Source organism: Angustibacter speluncae, assembly GCF_054777815.1.
The window spans coordinates 82,038-101,181 of record NZ_BAAHAF010000054.1; the positions used below are offsets into that span (position 1 = coordinate 82,038).

A 19,144-nucleotide genomic window follows, 5' to 3' on the forward strand; every position below is an offset into this window, starting at 1 on the left:
CAGATGCAGACCTTCGACCTCGTCCGCCCCGCGGCCCTCGACGACGCCGTGTCGACCCTGACCCGGCACGGCGACCAGGCACGCGTCCTGGCCGGCGGTACCGACCTGGTCGTCGCCCTGCGGCACCGCACCACCGCGCCGCGGGTGGTCGTCGACCTCAAGACCGTCACCGACCTCAGCGACGGCGTCCGCACACCGGCCGGCCAGGTGCTGGTCGGCGCCACGCAGGTCATGACCGAGGTCGCCGAGCAGGACGAGGTGCGGCGCCACTTCCCCTCGCTCATCGACGCGATGGACGTCGTCGGCTCCCTGCAGATCCGCAACCGGGCCACGCTCGGCGGCAACATCTGCAACGCCTCCCCGGCTGCGGACACCGTCCCGACACTGCTCACCCTGGACGCGATCGTCCACCTCGTCGGCCCCCACGGACGACAGAGCCTGCCGCTGAACCACTTCCTGCTCGGCCCGGGTGAGACCGCGCTGCGCCGTGGTGAGGTCGTGGTCGCCCTCACGCTGACCGTGCCACAGCGGCCCACCGGCACGGCGTTCGCCCGCATGACCCGGCGCCGCGGCGTCGACCTGGCCACGGTGAACCTCAGCTGCTCGGTCGACGACGCCGGGCGCGTGCGCCTCGCCTACGGGGCGGTCGGCCCCCGCGCGTTCCTCGTCGAGGACACCAGCGGCGCCCTCGCCGACCCCAGCACCCCTGCGTCGACGCGGGACAACGTGCTGGACACGCTGATCTCGCGCGCGGCCCCGATCACCGACATCCGCGGGAGCAGGGAGTACCGCCTCGCCATGCTGCGGGTGCTGACCCTGCGTGCGCTGGGGCGGGCCTCCCGGCGCCTCGCGACCGCGACGAAGGACCAGCCATGACCTGGCTCCGCCTGACCGTCAACGGCAGCGCCCGGACCATCGACGCAGCACCGTTCCGCCCGCTGCTCGACGTCCTGCGCGACGACCTCGCCCTGACCGGCGCCAAGGAGTGCTGCGCCGTCGGCGAGTGCGGCGCCTGCACCGTGTTGATGAACGGGGTGACCGTCAACGCCTGCCTCGTGCTGGCCGGTGAGGCCGACGGCGCCGACGTCGTGACCGTCGAGGGACTGGCCGACGAGGACGGCGCACCCAACCGGCTGCAGCGCGCCTTCGTCGACCACGGGGCCGTCCAGTGCGGCTTCTGCATCCCCGGCATGGTGATGTCGGCGCAGAACCTGCTCGACACCGACCCGCACCCCGACGAGGCGACCATCCGAGAGGCATTGTCCGGCAACCTGTGTCGCTGCGCCGGGTACAACCGCATCATCGCCGCCGTGCAAGCGGCCGCCACGCCCGATCCGGACCCCTCCGACGGCCACGACGCCGAACGGGGCTGGAGCGGTGCCGCGGACGAGGACGCGGTCGAGGCCCACGTGGCCGGTGGGCAGGTGGACCAGTGACCACGGCCCCCGACACACGCACGCGGGACACGGGCACCCCCGTGACCAGGACTGGTCAGGTCGGCACCCCGGCACCTCGCCGCGGCGGGCTCGAGCGCGTCACCGGGCAGCAGGAGTTCCTCGCCGACCTGCGCCTGGAGGGGATGCTGCACGTCAAGCTCGTCCACCTCGACTGCGCGCGAGCCCGTATCGACGGCATCGACAAGGCCGCCGCGCTGCGGGTACCGGGCGTGCTCGACGTGGTCGACGCCACCGACCTGCCTCAACCGGTCCCGCGGTTCGGGCCGATGTTCGCCGACCGGCCGGTGCTCGCGGTCGGGGAGACGAAGTACCACGGCGAGGCAGTCGCCGCCGTTGTCGCCACCACGCGCGACGCGGCCGAGGACGGGGCGGCAGCCGTCGTCGTGCACCACGAGGTCCTCCCGGCCGTCACGACCGTTCAAGCGGCGCTGGCCGACGACGCCCCGGCCGTGCAGGACCGATCGGACGAGACACCCGGCCACCCCAACGTCCTCAAGGAACGACACTACGGTTGGGGTGACGTGGACTCGCTGACAGCCGATCTCGTCATCGAGAACACCTACACCTTCCCGATGGTGACGCACTTCGCGATCGAACCGCACGGCGCCATCGCCCACGCCCACCAGGACGGGCTGACCTTCTTGAGCCCCGTCCAGCACCCCTACCTGCTCCAGCGCATGATGGCCGACCTGTTCGAGCTGCCCCTCACCGACGTCCGAGTCCTGGCACCGGACCCCGGCGGCGCGTTCGGAGGCAAGCAGAACCCCAAGTTCGAGCCGTTGCTCGCGCTGCTGTCCCGCAGGACCGGACGACCCTGCCGGCTGGTCATGACCCTCGAGGAGACCTTCCAGGCCGTCCGTCGGGCCGCCGCCACCGTCAGTGTGCGCAGCGGGTTCGCCGCCGACGGACGGATCCTCTTCCACGACATCGAGAGCGACTACCTCATCGGCGCCTACGCGGACATCGCCGAGCGGGTCGTCGCCAAGGGGAACTACCTGGCGTGCGGGCCGTACCGCGTCCAGGCCGCGCGCATCCGGGCTCGGTCGGTGCTCTCCCACACCACTCCCAGCTGCGCCTTCCGCGGATTCGGCACCCCGCAGATCAACTGGGCCGTCGAGTCCCAGCTCGACCAGGCCGCGCGAGAGCTCGGCCAGGACGGCCTGCAGATCCGGTTGACCAACCTGCTGCACAAGGGCGAGGACGTCGTCCCCGGCGACGTACCCGCGGACGGGCACTGGGAGCAGACCGTCCGCAAGGCCGTCGAGGCCGTCGGGTGGGACGAGCCGCTGCCCGCCGGGCGTGGTCGCGGGATCGCCTGCGGCATCAAGTCGGGCGCGACGACGGGGCTGTCCTACTCCACCGTGCGACTGCTCTTCGACGGCAGCGTCATCGTCTACGCCGGCACCTCGGACATGGGCCAGGGCGCACGAACGATCTTCGCCCAGATCGCCGCCGACGAGCTCGGCGCCACCCTCGACGACGTCCGCGTCGTCATGGGCGACACCGCCACCGTCCCCTTCGACCTGCAGACGTCCGCCAGCCGCTCCACCGTGTTCATGGGCAACGCCATCCTCGGTGCCTGCCGCGACGTCCACGCCCAGCTCGCGGAGCTCGCGGCCGACCTGCACGGCGTGGCAGCGGAGGAGGTCACGGTCGGTGGGGGAGTGGTCCACCTGCCCGACGGGTCCACCTCGCCCATCGCCGAGATCGTCCAGCGCGCCCTGGGCCGCCTGCGCGGCGAGCTCATCGGCAACGGCCAGATGCGCAAGACCGACATGCCCGACCACCCCCTCGGTGGCTCGGCCGCGTTCTACGAGTTCAACTGCACCGCCTTCGAGGTGGAGGTCGACACCGACACCGGCGAGATCCTCCTGCACAAGCACGTCACCGTGGGCGACGTCGGCAAGGCGCTCAACCCGCTGCAGGTCGAGTCCCAGGACGAGGGCGCAGCGATCATGGGTCTCGGACACTCGATGATGGAGCACATCGTGCTCGACGACGACGGCCGCATCCGCAACCTCGGGGCCCTCGACTACCGGATCCCCACGACGAAAGACCTCCCCCTCACCATGCACGCCCTGATGGTCGAGAACGAGGACGGTCCCGGTCCGTACGGGTCCAAGGGCGTCAGCGAGGGCGCCCTGCTGTGCACGGCCCCGGCGCTCGCGGCAGCCGTGACCCAGGCGACCGGAGTGGTCATCCGCGACCTGCCACTGACCCCCGAGCGGGTCTGGAGCGCATTGCACCTTGCCCATCCCGGAAAGAGGACTGACTCGCGTACGACGCGCGAACACCCGGACGGCCCGGCTTTCGGACGGCCATGAACCCGCCGACGCGGTCGTCCTGTCGTCTGCCGAGCACGCGCTACTAGGTCCGAGCGCGCTCACGGTGCGCTCACGGAAGACCTGGCACGAGACGGCAGGAGGTGAAGGACACGACACGCCCCGGACGGTGTTTCCGCAGGTCACGGGCCTGCGCGGCACCGGGCGGCACCGGCCGGACGGTTCGCGTGTTGGCTGTTAAGCGGACGGTTATTGGTTCGAGTCCAACCGCGGGAGCCCGTCTGACCTGCAGATATGCACCTCAGGCATACCCCTGCCGACCGCCATTACGTCAAGTGCGCTCACATGCGCTAACGAACGACGTTCGCCCGGCACCCCGAACCCGTGTCCGGTGATGCCATCTCATGCCGGATTGAGCCGATGAGTTCGCCGCCGCCGCCGCTCGCCATGTGGCTCGCGGTGCGGCATTGGGCGCCTCGGATCGTTTCGTGCCGGACGGCGCCACCACGTCCGGCCGATGCCCGTCCGATTTCGCGTCGGATGTCGTTCATGGGGCGTGCCCATGACGACCTCCGCACGGTGCGACGTGTCCGCGGATCACGATGACTCGACCTACGACCTGCCGAGCGCGAGCGGCCTGGTGGAGACGAGGGTGCGATCCCCCCCAACCCGACCGCCGGTCGGGGTGTGCGGTACCTGGCGGCACTAGTCAGAGGTCGCGGTTGGCTGCCGTCGACCTCGTCCCAATCGTTGGTGGACGGGGACCACCCGTACCAGCCTCGGCAGCGCGCAGGACCTAGCGTGGGGGCATGAGCGGCCTGCGGACCCTGTTCATCGGCGGCACCGGCATCATCAGCTCGGCGTGCTCGCGCCTCGCGGTGGAGCGTGGACACGAGCTCTACCTCCTCAACCGGGGCACCGGCAGACGGGACGTGCCCGACCAGGCCACCGTCCTGCGCGGTGACGCCCGCGACCCGGACTCGGTGCGTCAGGCGTTGGGCTCGCTCGAGTTCGACGTCGTCGTCGACTGGGTGGCCTTCACGCCCGAGCACGTGCAGACCGACCTCGACGTGTTCCGCGACCGCGCCGGGCAGTACGTGTTCATCAGCTCCGCCTCGGCGTATCAGACCCCGCCCTCGCGCCTGCCCGTCACCGAGTCCACGCCGTTGCGCAACCCGCACTGGCGGTACTCCCGCGACAAGATCGCCTGCGAGGACCTCCTCGTGCGGGCCTACCGCGAGGACGGGTTCCCGGCGACGATCGTGCGCCCGTCGCACACCTACGACCGCACGCTCGTGCCGTTCGACGGCGGGTGGACGGTGGTGGAGCGGATGCGGCGGGGCAAGCCGGTCGTGGTCCACGGCGACGGCACGTCGCTGTGGACGCTGACGCACCACGAGGACTTCGCCCGCGGCTTCGTCCCCCTCCTCGGGCATTCGCGGACGGTCGGCGAGGCGTTCCACATCACGTCCGACGACGTGCTGACCTGGGACCAGATCGCCCACTGCCTCGGCCGGGCAGCCGGTGTCGAGCCGCGCATCGTCCACGTGCCGTCGGACGCCGTCGCGGCGGCCGACCCCGGCTGGGGGGCGGGCCTGCTCGGCGACAAGGCCCACTCGATGGTGTTCGACAACGCCAAGCTGCGGTCGGTCGTCCCGGACTACCGGGCGACCATCCCGTTCGAGCAGGGCGCTCGCGAGATCGTCGGGTGGCACGACGCCGACGCGTCACGCCGCGTGGTCGATGCCCGGCTGGACGCGGTCATGGACCAGCTGGTCGAGGCCCACCGGCTGCGCTGACGCGCCGACGCGAGGCTCCACGTCCGAGCAACGGCCGAACGGGAGGTCTCAGACGCCGAGTTGCCGGGCCAGGTCGATGATGTCGCGCGCCACCCAGTCAGCCTCGGGACGCGGCTCTGGGTCCGGCGACGGGGAGCCGGCCCACTCGTCCGGGCGGTGGATGAAGGCGGTCCGTAGCCCGTTGTCGTGAGCGGCGACGAGGTCGTTGTTGTGGGTCGTCGCGAGAACCACTCGCGCTGGTGGGACGTCGAGCCACCGGCACGCGTTCGCGTAGGAGTCGGGTGCCGTCTTGTAGACGCCGGTGAACTCGCAGGAGAAGATCGCGTCCCACTGCACCCCGTTCAGGCGCGAGGACCCCACGACCGTACTCGTGCGGAGGATCGTGAACGAGGCGACAATGAAGCGCGTTCGGAGCATGGCCAGACCCTCGGCGGAGTCAGGCCAGGCCGGCATGCGGCGCCAACCACGGACGAGCGCGTCGGACTCGCGGGCCATCCCGGCGACCCGATGCTCCGCGAGCGTGGTCGCCAGGGTCGCCCGGAGGACGTCGTCCATGTCCTCGTCCATGCGGCCGTCGCGCTCGGTGGTCACGGCCTTCACGTGGTCGGTCGAGGAACGGCGCCAGGTCCTGGTGATCGCCGGCCAGTCCGCCTCGACACCACACCGGGCCCCGGCCTCGGCGAGAGCGGCGGTGACACCGCTGTGCCAGTCGAACACAGTGCCACCGGTGTCGAAGACGATCGCGTCGACGTCGGTGGGTGCGCCGTTCACGCGGCACCGCTCGGAGCGGTCCGCGACGAGGTGGTCGGCCTTCGAGCTGTGTGGCACGGTCCCGCGGCCGGCCCGTCGGTGTGATGGCGAGGCGTTCGACATGGCGACACCACATCAGAAATCGATTACCGTTGCAACGGTCGATGGGAGGGGGTCGGACGCGCGAGCAAGCCGACGCAGTCTGCGCTTGAGCCCGCAGGAAACGGGGTGAGCGAAGGACCGCCTCTAGACTCGAGTCCCGAGCTCGGAAGGGGTGCGACGGAGATGGCGACGATCAGCGAGGTCGCCCGTCGGGCAGGCGTGTCCACCGCCACCGTGTCGCGGGTGCTGAACGACAAGAAGGTGGCTCCCGAGTACGTCGCGGCCGTCCGGGCCGCCGTGGCCGAGCTCGGCTACCAACCCGACCGCACCGCGCGTTCGCTGCGCCGCCGCTACAGCGACGTCGTCGCCCTCGTACTGCCGGACATCGAGAACCCCTTCTTCACCGCGTTGGCCCGGGGGGTGGAGGACGTCGCGCAGGACGCCGGCTTCTCGGTCGTGCTCTGCAACTCCGACGACGACCCGCGCAAGGAGGCCCGCTACCTCGACATCGCGATCGGCGACAACATGGCTGGTGCCATCCTCGCCCCGGCCAGTGCGACCCCCGACCTTGGCGGGCTGCTGGAGCGCGGCCGGGTCGTCGTCGTGGTCGACCGACCCGTGCCCGACGCCGTCGACCAGGTGTCCTTCGACAACGTGGGCCTCGGGCGCGAGGGCACGGCCCGCCTGCTCGCGTCGGGCCGCACCCGGGTGGCGTGCGTGACGGGGCCCCGCGAGGTGGTCACGGCGATGGAGCGCGTGCACGGGTGGCGCGAGGCGATGGCCGCCGCCGGTCTGGCGGCCGGGGACGAGCTGCTCGTCCACGCCAACTACCGGGTCGACGGCGGGCGGGAGGCGCTACGCCGACTGCTCGCGCTGCCGTCGCCGCCGGACGCGGTGCTGGCGACGAACAACCTCGTCGGCGTGGGTGTGCTGCAGGAGCTGCACGCGCCGTCCGCCGGCGATGCGGACGTCGGCGTGGCGGTGATCGGCGACCTGCCCTTCGCGACCACCCCGGCCGACGCACTCGTCCTGCTCAAGCTCCACCCGCGCGCCGTCGGCGAGCGGGCCGCGCGGATGTTCTTCGAGCGGCTGGGCGGGACGGACGCGGCCCCCCGGCACGTCGTGCTACCACTCGACCATCTCGACGACACCGGTTCGTTGCGTAAGTAATCGATTACTGACAGAGTGGCGGCGTGCAGCGCTGCCACTTCGGGTTCGACGTCGGGACGTCCAGCAGCAAGGGCGTGCTGGTCACCGACGACGGCGTGGTCCTGCGCACCGCCGTGCGCGAGCACCAGGTCAGCCGACCGGCGATCGGGCACGTCGAGGCCGACCCGGACCTGTGGTGGCGCGAGCTGCAGGACGTCGCGGCCGAGCTCACCGGCGCGGGCGACGTCGAGGTCGTGTCCGTCGGCGTGAGCGGGATGGGGCCGTGCGTCGTCCTGACCGACGATGCCGGGCAGGTGCTGCGCCCGGCGGTGCTCTACGGCGTCGACACCCGGGCGGGGGCGCAGATCGAGGAGCTCGACGCCGAGCTGGGGCGCGAGGCGGTGCTGCAGCGATGCGGGTCGGTCCTCACCAGCCAGGCGGTCGGCCCCAAGCTCCGCTGGCTGGCCCGGCACGAGCCGTCGGTCTGGGAGGCGGCGCGGCTCCTGCTGATGCCGGCGTCATTCCTGGCACACCGGCTCACCGGCGCGTACGTGCTCGACCGGCACTCGGCCAGCCAGTGCACGCCGATGTTCGACAGGTGGACCCAGGAGTGGGCACCGGACTGGGCGCCCCTGGTGGCCCAGCACCTCGAGCTCCCCGCGCTGCGGTGGGCGGGGGAGGAAGCAGGCGTCACCCGCGAGGCGGTCGCCGCGATCCCGGCGGGCACCCCGGTCACGGTCGGCACCGTGGACGCGTGGTCGGAGGCGCTGAGCGTGGGTGCGGTGCGTCCCGGCGATCTGATGCTCATGTACGGCACCACCATGTTCCTGGTCGCGACCGTCGAGGAGCCGATCAGCAACGAGACGATGTGGGGGACCAGTGGTGTCCTGCCCGGAACTCGTTGCGTCGCAGGAGGTATGGCGGCTTCAGGTGCGCTGACCGCGTGGGTGCGCGACCTTGCAGGTGGTGTCCCGTACCCGTCCCTGCTGGCGGAGGCGGCCGCGTCCGGCCCCGGGGCCCGCGGACTGCTGGCGCTGCCCTACTTCGGTGGCGAGCGCACACCGGTCGACGATTCGGACGCGCGCGGGGTCGTGGTGGGGCTCGACCTCACCCACACCCGCGGCGACCTGTACCGGGCGGTGCTCGAGGCCACCGCCTACGGGGTGCGGCACAACGTCGAGACGATGCGGGACGCCGGCGTCGACGTCCGCCGCGTGCTGGCCGTCGGCGGCGGCACGCAGGGCGGTCTCTGGACCCAGGTGGTCTCGGACGTCACCGGGCTCGAGCAGGTGCTGCCCAGCCAGACCATCGGGGCCGCGTACGGAGCGGCGTTCCTGGGCGCCGGCCTGGTCGGTTCGCCCGACATCGACAGGTGGAACCCGCCGGCGAGCACCTGCGTACCGGACCCCGAGGTCCGCGAGCGCTACGACCGCCTGTACGACCTCTACCGCCGGCTCTACCCGGCCACCCGCGACATCTGCCACGAGCTCGTCGATCTCACCCACTCCCGAGGAGAGTCATGACCTACACCGTCCCGGTCCCGATCGTCCGGCCCGAGGCCGCTGAACGCACCGTCTACCTGGTGGCGTCCGGCGACCTGCGGCACCCGGCGAACGTTGCGGGCTGGTCGACCCAGCTGGAGCTCGAGCAGATGGTCGCGGACGCCCTCGCCGAGCACGGCTGGCGGGTGCAGCGGGCGCACCAGTTCGACGAGAGCGTGGGGCACGGTTTCGTCTTCAGCCAGCGGATGGGGCTGGACGTGTTCTCGCAGATCCCGCTCGACGCGCCGCTGGTCGTCGCCGAGGCGATCTGGCAGTACAGCCACCACGTCCTGGCGGGTCTGCGCACCCACCGTGGCCCGGTGCTGACAGTCGCCAACTTCTCGGGCCAGTGGCCGGGGCTGGTCGGACTCCTCGGTCTGAACGCCGGGCTGACCAAGATGGGCCGGGAATACTCCTCGCTGTGGACCGTCGACGGCACCGACGCCTGGTTCCGGGACGGCATCGCCTCCTGGCTCCGGACCGGCCGGGTGGAGCACGACGCGAGCCACGTGCGCGACCTGCCGGTCCTGGGAGCGAGCCCGGAGCGCGAGCTCGGCGTCGCGCTCGCGGAGCAGCTGCTCGACCAGAAGGCCATCATCGGCGTGTTCGACGAGGGCTGCATGGGCATGTACAACGCGATCATCGACGACGAGGACCTCAACCGGCTCGGCATCTACAAGGAGCGGCTGTCCCAGAGCGCGCTCTGGGCGCAGATGCAGGAAGTCGGCGACGACGAGGCCGACGCGGTGGGACGTTGGCTGACCGAGGCGGGCATGACCTTCCGCACCGGCACCGACGAGGCCACCGAGCTGACCGAGCAGCAGCTGCGCTGGCAGTACAAGATGTACGTCGCCGCCCTGCGCATCAGCGACGACTTCGGCCTCGACGCCGTCGGTATCCAGTACCAGCAGGGGCTCAAGGACCTCAGCCCCGCTAGCGACCTGGTCGAGGGGCTGCTCAACAACGTGGACCGGCCGCCGGTCACCAGCCGCGACGGCTCCCGGGTGCTGTACGACGGCGACGCGCTCCCGCACTTCAACGAGGTGGACGAGGGCGTCGCGGTGGACGCGCTGGTCACGCACCGGGTGTGGAAGGCGATGGGGCTCGACCCGGCCAACACCCTGCACGACGTGCGCTGGGGAGAGGACCACGACGGCCGCTTCGTCTGGGTGTACGAGATCTCCGGCTCGGTACCGCCGTCGCACCTGCAGGGCGGCTACACCGGCGCAGAGGGGTGGCGGCAGGGTCCGATGTTCTTCCCTGCCGGCGGGTCCACGATCAACGGCGTGTCCAAGGCCGGCGAGATCGTGTGGTCGCGCCTCTACCTCGACGACGGCGTGCTGCATCTCGACATCGGCCGCGCGAGCGTGGTCGAGCTGCCCGAGGAGGAGACCCGGCGGCGCAAGGAGGCGACCAACCCCGAGTGGCCGATCGCGCACGTGGTGCTGCACGGTGTGACTCGGGACCAGTTCATGGCCCGGCACAAGGCGAACCACGTCCAGGTCGCGTACGGGAACGACGCCGTCACTGCCGATGCTGCGCTGGTGGCGAAGGCTGCGTTGTTCGATCGGCTCGGCGTGCAGGTGCACCTGTGCGGCGACGTCACGCTGACATGAAAAGCCCGGGAGAGGCACCTGAGATGACCACACCCGCTACGGACGGATCGGCCGCGAGGCGCTTCGCCGGGGTGCTGACCCCGATCTGCACCCCGCTCACCGACGACGGCGAGGTCGACGTGGACTCGCTGGGGTCCTTGGTCGAGTTCCAGCTCGCCGCCGGAGCGAGCGGGGTGTTCGTCCTCGGCAGCAGCGGGGAGGCGATCTACCTCGATGACGGCGCGCGTCGCACAGTGGCCGTCGCCACGAGGGAGGCGTTGGACGGACGCGGGCACCTCGTCGTGGGCGCGTTAGCCCCTACCGCGGACCGGGTGGTGCAGCAGCTGGAGCTACTGGCCGACGTCGGCGCGGACGCCTTCGTCGTCACACCGCCGTTCTACGCGGTCCCGTCGCCGCGGGAGGTGGTCGCGCACTTCCGACAGGTAGCGGCGGCGGCCGGCTCGATGCCTCTGTTCGCCTACGACATCCCGGGCAACGTCGGATACAAGCTGGACCCCGCCCTCGCGGTGCAGCTCCTCGGCGAGGGTACGGTCGTCGCGCTCAAGGACAGCTCCGGCGACCTGGACGCCTTCGCCCGCGTCGCGGCCGGCCTGGGCCCCGATCGGCGCTGCGGGCTGCTCAGCGGCGCCGACACCACGGCGGTGCAGGCGCTCGACCGTGGTGCGGACGGGCTGATCGCCGGCCTCGCCAACGTCAGGCCGGATCTGTTCGTCCGGTTGATGGACGCCCACCGCACCGGAGCGCAGCGCGAAACCGCCTCGCTGCAGGGGACGATCACGGCGTTGAACGACCTGTTCGCGGTCGGGCGCCGCCACGGCCTGGGGCGGCACGCCTCCGAGATCGGTGGCCTCAAGCACATCCTTCGCGGATTGGGTGTCATCGCATCCGCGCGCACCGCGCGCCCGCTCGAGCCGTACCCACCGGCAGCGGCCGCAGAGGCCGACGCGCTGTGGGCCGAGCTGCCCACCGCGCAGCGTCCGGTTCGTCCCACCTCCGCCACCTGACGGCACCTCGGGCAAGTACCGGGGGTTGACACCCCCACTCCGTCGATCTACCGTCAGTAATCGATTACTCATTGCTTGGCCCTGGTCGGAGGTGCGATCCCACCCAAAACCATTCCCGCCGGACCCACATGTGACGCAGGCTTTCGCAGGACTAGTACGACTGCGTAGTACGGCCTATCGTGTGGAGACCAACACAATCGCAACCTCGACGCATGACAGCGCAGACCAGGGGTCCGGGACGTGTCCTCGGTCAGACTCAAAGGAGAGTTCCATGGCTAGCTCGCGCAAGACCCGGGGCGTGGTGGGAGTGGTCGCTGCCGCGGCGCTCGTCCTCGCCGGCTGCGGCGGTGGAGGCAACGACGACTCGTCGGCAGCCGAGCCCGAGGACCTCGCCGGCACCGAGATCGAGTACTGGTACTGGCAGGACGACACCACCGACACCACGATCCAGGACCTCGCCGACCAGTTCGAGGAGGAGACCGGGGTCACGGTCAACATCTCCGACGACGTCGCGCAGCCCGACTTCTTCGACGCCCTGGTGAACGGCGTCGCCGCCGGCAACGCGCCGGACGCCACGCACCTGAACACGAACATGCTCGGGCAGCTGATCGACGCCGGCGTGCTCGAGGACCTGAACGAGGAGATCGAGGGCTGGGACGCCTCCGGCGAGGTGACCGAGACCCTCTGGTCCTACACCGAGAACGCGGACGGCTCGGTCCGCTACGCGGTCCCGAACAAGTTCCTGATGTTCTACATGTACTACCGCGCCGACCTGTTCGAGGCGGCCGGCGTCGAGGTGCCCGAGACCCAGGAGGAGTTCGTCGAGGCGGCTGCCGCGATGGCAGCGGCCGGCCAGGGCGCGGAGCAGTACGGCTTCGACCTGCGCGGCGGCCCGAACGGTCAGGACCAGTGGGCTGCTTTCCTCGTCGCCGGCGGAGCCCGCTTCGTCGACGACTCGGGCGAGGTCGCGCTCGACTCCGACGAGGCCCGCACCGCGAACGAGCTGTACGCCAGCACGTTCGAGTCGGCCCCGCCCGGCTCGATCAACAGCGGCTTCCCGCAGATCGTCGCCAACTTCCAGGCCGGCACCGCGACGATGATCGTGAACCACCTGGGGTCGTCCAAGGCCCTGGTCGACGCGCTCGGGGAAGAGAAGGTGGGCGTGGCCCTCATCCCGTCCGCCACCGGTGACCCGGAGCAGACCGAGTACATGGGGACGATGAACATGAACGGCGTCCTCGCCAGCAGCGAGAAGAAGGCCGCGGCGTTCGCGTGGATCTCCTACCTCGCCGAGGCCGACGCCCAGCTCGCGATCGCCCAGTCGCCCAACGGGTACCTGCCGGTGGTCACCTCGGTCGCCGAGGATCCCGCGTTCGCGGACAACAAGTACTTCCAGACCTCGATCGAGGCCTCGCAGAACGGCACGGTGGCCTGGCCGGCCATCCCCGGCACCACGAGGGCCACCCAGCAGGTGTGGCAGCCTCTGTTCCAGGGTGCGCTGCTCGGTGAGAACGACGCCGACGAGGTGGTGTCCGGCGTCGCCGAGGCGCTCGGCGAGTAGGCACCCCAGACGTCCAGCCGGCGCCGGGCCCGAGCCCGGCGCCGGCCGGACCCCCACTGACCCGTCAAGGAGGCCCGATGGCCACCACCGTGTCCGAAGCGCCGCCCCGTGCGACGCCGCCCAGCACGCGGAGCAAGAAGCCCCGCAGCTCGCTGAACCCCGGGTGGCTACCGTGGATCATGCTCGCTCCGGCGATCATCCTGCTCGGCGGCGTGATCCTGTACCCCGCGGGGAACGCGCTCTGGTTGTCGCTCACCTCGACCAACCTGCTGAACACCGCGCAGCAGCAGTTCATCGGCCTGGACAACTTCACCGAGGTCTTCGCCGACGACGAGTTCTACCGGGCGCTGCGCAACACCGCGATCTGGACGGTGGGCAGCGTCGGCGCCCAGCTGGCGCTCGGCATGGCGGGCGCGCTGATCCTGAACAGCCGGATCCGCGCCCGCGGTGCCGTCCGCGGCCTGGTCCTGATCCCGTGGGCGACGCCGAGCGTCCTGGTCGCCCTGATGTGGATGTGGATGCTCGACCCCAACCTCGGGATCATCAACCACATCCTGCAGCTGGTGGGTCTGCAGGAGAACGCTTACGCATGGCTCGCGAACCCCGGCACGGCGCTGCCGACCCTGATGTTCGTCGACATCTGGCAGGGGGTCCCGTTCTTCGCGGTCATGATCCTCGCCGCGCTGCAGGGCGTCCCGCACACGCTGCTGGAGGCGGCCAAGATCGACGGGGCGAACGCCTGGCAGACCTTCTGGCGGGTCGTGCTGCCGCTCATCGGCTCCACGATCCTCATCACCACGATCCTGCGGCTGATCTGGACCGCCAACTACTTCGACCTGATCCTCATCCTGACCAACGGCGGGCCGGCCAACGCGACGCTGACGCTGCCGCTGCTCGCGTACCACACGGCGTACCGGGGCTTCGACTTCGGCCTGGCGGCGGCCTTCGGGGTCACGCAGGCCGTGATCCTGGCCGTCCTGGTCGTGTTCTACGTCCGTCAGGTGAGGAGGAACGAGCTCGTATGACGACCTACTCGATCCCCGCCCGATCCGTGTCCGCCGAGGAGCCGACCCCGGCCGTGCCCGCCCGCAGGCCGTGGTTCCGACCGATCTACCTGCTCGTGCTCGCCTGGTTGGTCGGTGTCCTCGGTCCGTACCTGTGGATGTTCGTCACCTCGATCACGCCGCCCAGCGAGCTCTCCCAGGCGGCGGAGAACATCGTGCCGCGCTCGCCGTCGATGCAGTCGTACGTCGACCTGCTGACGGGGACCTCGTTCCTGCGCTACGCGTTCAACAGCCTGGTGGTCGCGGTCGGGACGGTCTTGCTCACCACCACCATCGCGATGATGGCGGGGACGGCGCTGTCGCGGTACCGCTTCCGGGGCCGGACGGCGGTGCTCTTCGGGGTGCTGCTCGTGCCGCTCTTCCCGACCGTGATGCTGATCGTGCCGCTGTACATCTCGCTCAAGGGCGTCGGGCTGCTGGACTCCAAGCTGGGCCTTGTCATCGTGTACAGCGCCTTCGCGCTCTCGTTCTCCACCTGGCTGATGAAGGGCTTCATCGACCAGCTCCCTGGTGAGATCGAGGAGGCGTCGTACATCGACGGCTGCTCGCGGTTCCAGACCTTCATCTACATCATCCTCCCGCTGTCCCGTCCCGGCATCGCCGCCGCGGGCACTTACGCGTTCATCTACTCCTGGAACGAGTTCCTGTTCGCGCTCACCTTCACCTCCAGCGAGCAGGCACGCACGATCCCCGTGGGGCTGCGGCAGTTCATCGGCGAGAACCTGATCCGCTGGGAGTGGCTGACGGCCGGCGGCGTGCTGGCGGCGATCCCCATCCTGATCGGCTTCATGTTCGCCCAGAAGGCGCTGGTGTCCGGTCTCGCGTCCGGGGCGGTCAAGGGGTAGTGCCGTCCCTCCGCTGGGGCCTCGTGGGTACCGGGACGTGGGCCCGGACCGTCCACGCGCCCTCGCTCGCCACGGCTGCCGGCGGCGGCCGCCTCACCGCGGTGTGGGGCCGCGACCCCGACCGCGCGGGTGCCCTGGCCGCCGAGCACGGTGCCGCGACGGCGACGTCGTTCGACCACCTGCTGGACGCCGTCGACGCCGTGTGCCTCGCGGTCGCCCCGGACGCGCAGGTCGCCCTGGCACGTCGCGCCGTCGAACGGGGCCTGCCGCTCCTGCTGGAGAAGCCGGTCGCCACCGAGGCCGCCGCCGTCCAGGACCTGGTGCGGGTGATGCCCGGGGGGTCGCGCGCCGTGGTCTTCCTGACCCGGCTGTTCGAGCCCGCGCGGTCGCGCTGGGTGCGGGAGGCCGCGCGGGGGAGCTGGACCCGCGCGGAGGTCGTGCACGCGTCCGGCGCGCTCACGGCCGGCAGCGCGTACGCGGGATCGCTGTGGCGTCACGGTGCGGGCGGTCTCTGGGACCTGCTGCCCCACGTCCTGTCCCAGGTCGTCCCCGTCCTCGGCGACGTGGCCGACGGGACGGTGGTGCCGTGGCCCGACCACGACGGGTTCCTCGTCGACCTCGCGCACGTCGGGGGAGCGACCACCCGCGTGCGGATCTCGCTCACCGCCGCGCCCGAGGACCGCGAGGAGTGGATCCGGTTCGACGGACCGGGAGGCTCCACCCGCTCTCCGGCAAGGGCCCTCGACTTCGTCGCCGCGCACGCGGCGGCGGTGCAGGTGGTCGAGGGCGCGACCGACCCGCGGCACGACCCACTGCTGCGGATGACCACGGTCGAGGCGGCGCTCGCCCCGACCGCGTTGATAGCGGACCTGGTGGCCCAGCACGAGGGCCGCCGGATGCCGGCAGACGACACACCACCGACAGTGAGGCAGACGTGAAGATCGAGTCGATCGAGCTCCAGCTCTCTCGGATCCCGCTGCCGCGCGGGCCGTGGGGTGACCAGATCCACAAGGTCACCCACATCGAGATCATCCTGGCGGACATCACCACCGACACCGGGCTGACCGGAACGGGTTTCAGTCACACCTCGGGTGTCGGCGGCCGGATGATGATGGCGGCGCTCGAGGAGCTCGTGCCGGTCCTCATCGGTCAGGAGGTCAACCCCCAGGCGCTCTGGCGCACGTCGTGGCAGCACCTGCGCGACAACGGTCCGGGCGGCACGACGACGCTCGCCATCGCCGCCGTGGACATCGCCCTGTGGGACCTGCTCGGCAAGCACTACGGCGTCCCGGTGCACCGTCTGCTCGGACAGGTGCACGACCGGATCCCGCTGTACGCGTCGGGGATCAACCTGAACCTGACCGCCGAGGAGGTCGTGGAGCAGGTGGTGGGATGGCGCGCCGAGGGGTACTTCGCTGCCAAGGTGAAGGTGGGCAAGCCCGACCTCGAGGAGGACGTGGAAAGACTCACCAGGATCCGCGAGGCGGTGGGGCAGTTCCCGCTCATGATCGACGCCAACCAGGGATGGACCTACGCGCAGGCCGTCCAGGCGGCCGAGCGCTTCCGGCACCTGAACCTGTACTGGGTCGAGGAGCCGCTGCGGGTCGACGACGTCGTGTCGCACGCCCGGCTCCGGGCACGGTCGGGCATCCCGATCGGCCTGGGCGAGAACGTCTACACCCTCCAGCAGTTCAACCAGTACCTCGTCGCCGACGCGTGCGACTTCATCCAGGCCGACCTCGGCCGGGTCGGAGGCATCACCCCCTACATGGACATCGCGGCGCTCGGCCGTGCCTTCAACGCACCGATGGCGCCCCACTTCGTCATGGAGCTGAGCGCCTCGGTGCTGTGCGCGGTGCCGAACGCGCTGTGCGCCGAGATGACAGACGGGGGGACGATGACCGAGCTGCGCGTGATCGAGCCGCAACCGCCGCAGGAAGGCTGGTTCGTGCCGCGCGACGTGCCTGGTACCGGGCTGGAGTTCGACCGCCCGTGGCTCGGTCAGCACTCCGTCACCGGGGACGCCTCGTGAGCCGCGACCTGTTCGACGTCACCGACCGCGTCGTGCTCGTCACAGGCGCGCTGGGCCAGATCGGTACCGAGTTCGTCCGCGAGTTCCACGCGCGGGGAGCTCGTGTCGTCCTTGCCTCGCGCTCGGCCGACGCCACGGCCGTCGACGCCGCGTTCCCCGACCTGGCCGGCGACGACCGGCTGCTCGCCGTGGCCGTCGACATCACCGACAAGGCCTCCATCGAGGCCGCCCTCGACACGGTCGAGCAGCAGTGGGGCCGCTGCCCCGACGTGCTGGTCAACAACGCCGGCATCGACACCCAGCCGAGCGCCCCGCCCGAGGTGTCGGGTCCGTTCGAGACCTTCCCGGAGGAGGTGTTCCGCGAGGTGGTCGACGTCAATCTGGTCGGGACCTTCCTGGTCATACAGGCGGTCGGTGCGCGGATGCGGCGGGCAGAGGTGGCCGGGTCGATCGTGAACGTGGGGTCGATCTACGGACTGGTCTCGCCCGTGCAGGACATCTACGCCTACCGGGAGGAGCGCACCGGCGTCCCGTTCGTCAAGCCGGTTGCCTACTCCGCTGCGAAGTCCGGGGTCTACAACCTGACCCGGTATTGCGCCACCTACTGGGGGCGGCACGGGATCCGGGTGAACACGCTCACGCCCTCCGGGGTCCGACGCGACACCCAGGACGAGACGTTCCAGGCCAACTACACGGCCAGGATCCCCATCGGACGGATGGCGGAGGCGGACGAGTTCAACGGTGCTGTGGTGTTTCTCGCGTCGGACGCCTCGCGCTACATGACCGGCGCGGATCTGGTCGTCGACGGGGGGTGGACGGCGTGGTGACCGCCGCAGAGCACCGGATCACCACGGTCGACGTCCACCTTGTGTCGGTCGATGTCGCCGGCAAGTTCGCCGACGCGACCCGCACGGTCGAGACGCTGGGCTACGCGATCGTCCGCGTGCGCACCGACACGGGTCTGGAGGGAGTCGGATTCACCTACCACGAAGTGGGCGGTGAGGCCTTGAAGACGATGGTGCTCAAGGACATCGCCCCTCGCCTGAGCGGCGCGGATCCCTTCGGCACCGAGGTCATCTACCGCGACCTCGTGCAGTACCTGCGCGGAGTGGGCCGTAAGGGCCTGGCGTTCTGTGCCCTCAGCGCGGTCGACACCGCCCTGTGGGACCTCAAGGGCAAGGTCGTGGGACTTCCGCTGTACCGGCTGCTCGGCGGCAACCGTGCCGACGTGCCCGTGTACGCCAGCGGCGGCTGGACCTCCTACGACGACCACGAGCTCGTCGCCGAGGTGGTCGGCATGGTCGAGCAGGGCTATACCCAGGTCAAGTTCAAGGTCGGCGTGGACGGCGGGACGAACCTGCGCCGCGACGTGCGACGGGTGGCGGCCGTCCGCGACGCCGTTGGCCCCGAGGTCGGGATCATGCTCGACGCCAACAACTGCTGGGACGCCGCGACCGGTGTGCAGTTCGCCAACCGCGTCCGCGACCTCGACATCATCTGGCTCGAGGAGCCGGTGCCGGCTGACGACCTGCTCGGCCTGGCCCGGTACAAGCGCGGCACGGACGTGCCGCTCGCCACCGGCGAGCACGAGTACACCAAGTACGGCGTGCGCGACCTGCTGGTGCACGAGGCGGTCGACGTGCTGCAGGTCGACGGTGCGCGCTCCGGTGGCTACACCGAGATGCTCAAGATCGCGGCGATGGCCGAGGCGTGGAACATCCGCTTCGCGCCTCACGCGATGGAGTACCTGCACTGGCACCTGGTGAGTGCCGCCCCCAGTGGCCTGGTCCTCGAGCGGCTCCTGGCGTTCGAGGACATCACCGCGCGTATCTTCCCCGCTGCGCCGTTGCCGGTCCAGGGGACGCTGCACATCCCCGACCTGCCGGGCCTGGGCCTTGAGCTCGACATGGACTTCGTCCGCGCCCACGACGAGACCTGAACC

16 protein-coding genes are annotated in these 19,144 nt (G+C 70.7%); 15 read left to right on the top strand and 1 reads right to left on the bottom strand.

Going from position 1 to position 19,144, the window contains the following annotated elements; genetic code table 11:
* The first annotated feature begins 3 nt into the window (after positions 1-3).
* From ACYVKY_RS06420 to ACYVKY_RS06435, 4 genes are all read left to right on the top strand, one after another.
* The gene (locus ACYVKY_RS06420) at positions 4-876 is read left to right on the top strand and encodes an FAD binding domain-containing protein (RefSeq protein WP_460434139.1); all 873 of its coding nucleotides are present in this window, start codon (positions 4-6) and stop codon (positions 874-876) included.
* Positions 873-1,436 (top strand): (2Fe-2S)-binding protein, encoded by a 564-nt coding sequence (locus tag ACYVKY_RS06425; RefSeq protein ID WP_460434140.1) that lies wholly within the window; start codon positions 873-875, stop codon positions 1,434-1,436. The genes ACYVKY_RS06420 and ACYVKY_RS06425 overlap by 4 nt, the downstream gene beginning before the upstream one ends.
* A gap of 41 nt (positions 1,437-1,477) precedes the next feature.
* A complete protein-coding gene (locus ACYVKY_RS06430) occupies positions 1,478-3,781 on the top strand; it encodes a xanthine dehydrogenase family protein molybdopterin-binding subunit (protein ID WP_460434141.1) in 2,304 nt (767 codons plus the stop codon).
* 767 nt (positions 3,782-4,548) lie between these two features.
* A complete protein-coding gene (locus tag ACYVKY_RS06435; RefSeq protein ID WP_460434142.1) occupies positions 4,549-5,538 on the top strand; it encodes an SDR family oxidoreductase in 990 nt (329 codons plus the stop codon).
* Between the two features lie 48 nt (positions 5,539-5,586).
* On the opposite strand, the gene ACYVKY_RS06440 is transcribed toward ACYVKY_RS06435, so the two are convergent.
* Complete coding sequence (locus ACYVKY_RS06440) at positions 5,587-6,309, bottom strand: HAD-IA family hydrolase (protein ID WP_460434143.1); 723 nt, start codon at positions 6,307-6,309, stop codon at positions 5,587-5,589.
* A gap of 264 nt (positions 6,310-6,573) precedes the next feature.
* On the opposite strand from ACYVKY_RS06440, the gene ACYVKY_RS06445 reads away from it, so the two are divergent.
* The 11 genes from ACYVKY_RS06445 (at position 6,574) to ACYVKY_RS06495 (ending at position 19,141) form a co-directional block, all read left to right on the top strand.
* Entirely contained in the window at positions 6,574-7,560 is a 987-nt protein-coding gene (locus ACYVKY_RS06445; protein WP_460434144.1) for a LacI family DNA-binding transcriptional regulator, read from the top strand.
* 23 nt (positions 7,561-7,583) lie between these two features.
* A complete protein-coding gene (locus tag ACYVKY_RS06450) occupies positions 7,584-9,062 on the top strand; it encodes an FGGY-family carbohydrate kinase (protein ID WP_460434145.1) in 1,479 nt (492 codons plus the stop codon).
* Positions 9,059-10,696 (top strand): fucose isomerase, encoded by a 1,638-nt coding sequence (locus ACYVKY_RS06455; protein WP_460434146.1) that lies wholly within the window; start codon positions 9,059-9,061, stop codon positions 10,694-10,696. The genes ACYVKY_RS06450 and ACYVKY_RS06455 overlap by 4 nt, the downstream gene beginning before the upstream one ends.
* A 23-nt stretch (positions 10,697-10,719) precedes the next feature.
* Positions 10,720-11,700 (top strand): dihydrodipicolinate synthase family protein, encoded by a 981-nt coding sequence (locus tag ACYVKY_RS06460; RefSeq protein ID WP_460434147.1) that lies wholly within the window; start codon positions 10,720-10,722, stop codon positions 11,698-11,700.
* 271 nt (positions 11,701-11,971) lie between these two features.
* Complete coding sequence (locus ACYVKY_RS06465; protein WP_460434148.1) at positions 11,972-13,261, top strand: ABC transporter substrate-binding protein; 1,290 nt, start codon at positions 11,972-11,974, stop codon at positions 13,259-13,261.
* A gap of 77 nt (positions 13,262-13,338) precedes the next feature.
* Complete coding sequence (locus ACYVKY_RS06470; protein WP_460434149.1) at positions 13,339-14,286, top strand: carbohydrate ABC transporter permease; 948 nt, start codon at positions 13,339-13,341, stop codon at positions 14,284-14,286.
* Positions 14,283-15,170, top strand: a complete 888-nt coding sequence (locus tag ACYVKY_RS06475) for a carbohydrate ABC transporter permease (RefSeq protein WP_460434150.1) — start codon at positions 14,283-14,285, stop codon at positions 15,168-15,170. Before ACYVKY_RS06470 ends, ACYVKY_RS06475 begins: the two co-directional genes overlap by 4 nt.
* The gene (locus ACYVKY_RS06480; protein ID WP_460434151.1) at positions 15,170-16,108 is read left to right on the top strand and encodes a Gfo/Idh/MocA family protein; all 939 of its coding nucleotides are present in this window, start codon (positions 15,170-15,172) and stop codon (positions 16,106-16,108) included. The genes ACYVKY_RS06475 and ACYVKY_RS06480 overlap by 1 nt, the downstream gene beginning before the upstream one ends.
* A complete protein-coding gene (locus ACYVKY_RS06485; protein ID WP_460434152.1) occupies positions 16,105-17,202 on the top strand; it encodes a mandelate racemase/muconate lactonizing enzyme family protein in 1,098 nt (365 codons plus the stop codon). Before ACYVKY_RS06480 ends, ACYVKY_RS06485 begins: the two co-directional genes overlap by 4 nt.
* Positions 17,199-18,029, top strand: coding sequence for a Rossmann-fold NAD(P)-binding domain-containing protein (locus tag ACYVKY_RS06490; protein ID WP_460434153.1), 831 nt, complete (start codon positions 17,199-17,201; stop codon positions 18,027-18,029). The genes ACYVKY_RS06485 and ACYVKY_RS06490 overlap by 4 nt, the downstream gene beginning before the upstream one ends.
* Positions 18,023-19,141, top strand: coding sequence for a mandelate racemase/muconate lactonizing enzyme family protein (locus ACYVKY_RS06495; RefSeq protein WP_460434154.1), 1,119 nt, complete (start codon positions 18,023-18,025; stop codon positions 19,139-19,141). Before ACYVKY_RS06490 ends, ACYVKY_RS06495 begins: the two co-directional genes overlap by 7 nt.
* Positions 19,142-19,144 lie beyond the last annotated feature (3 nt).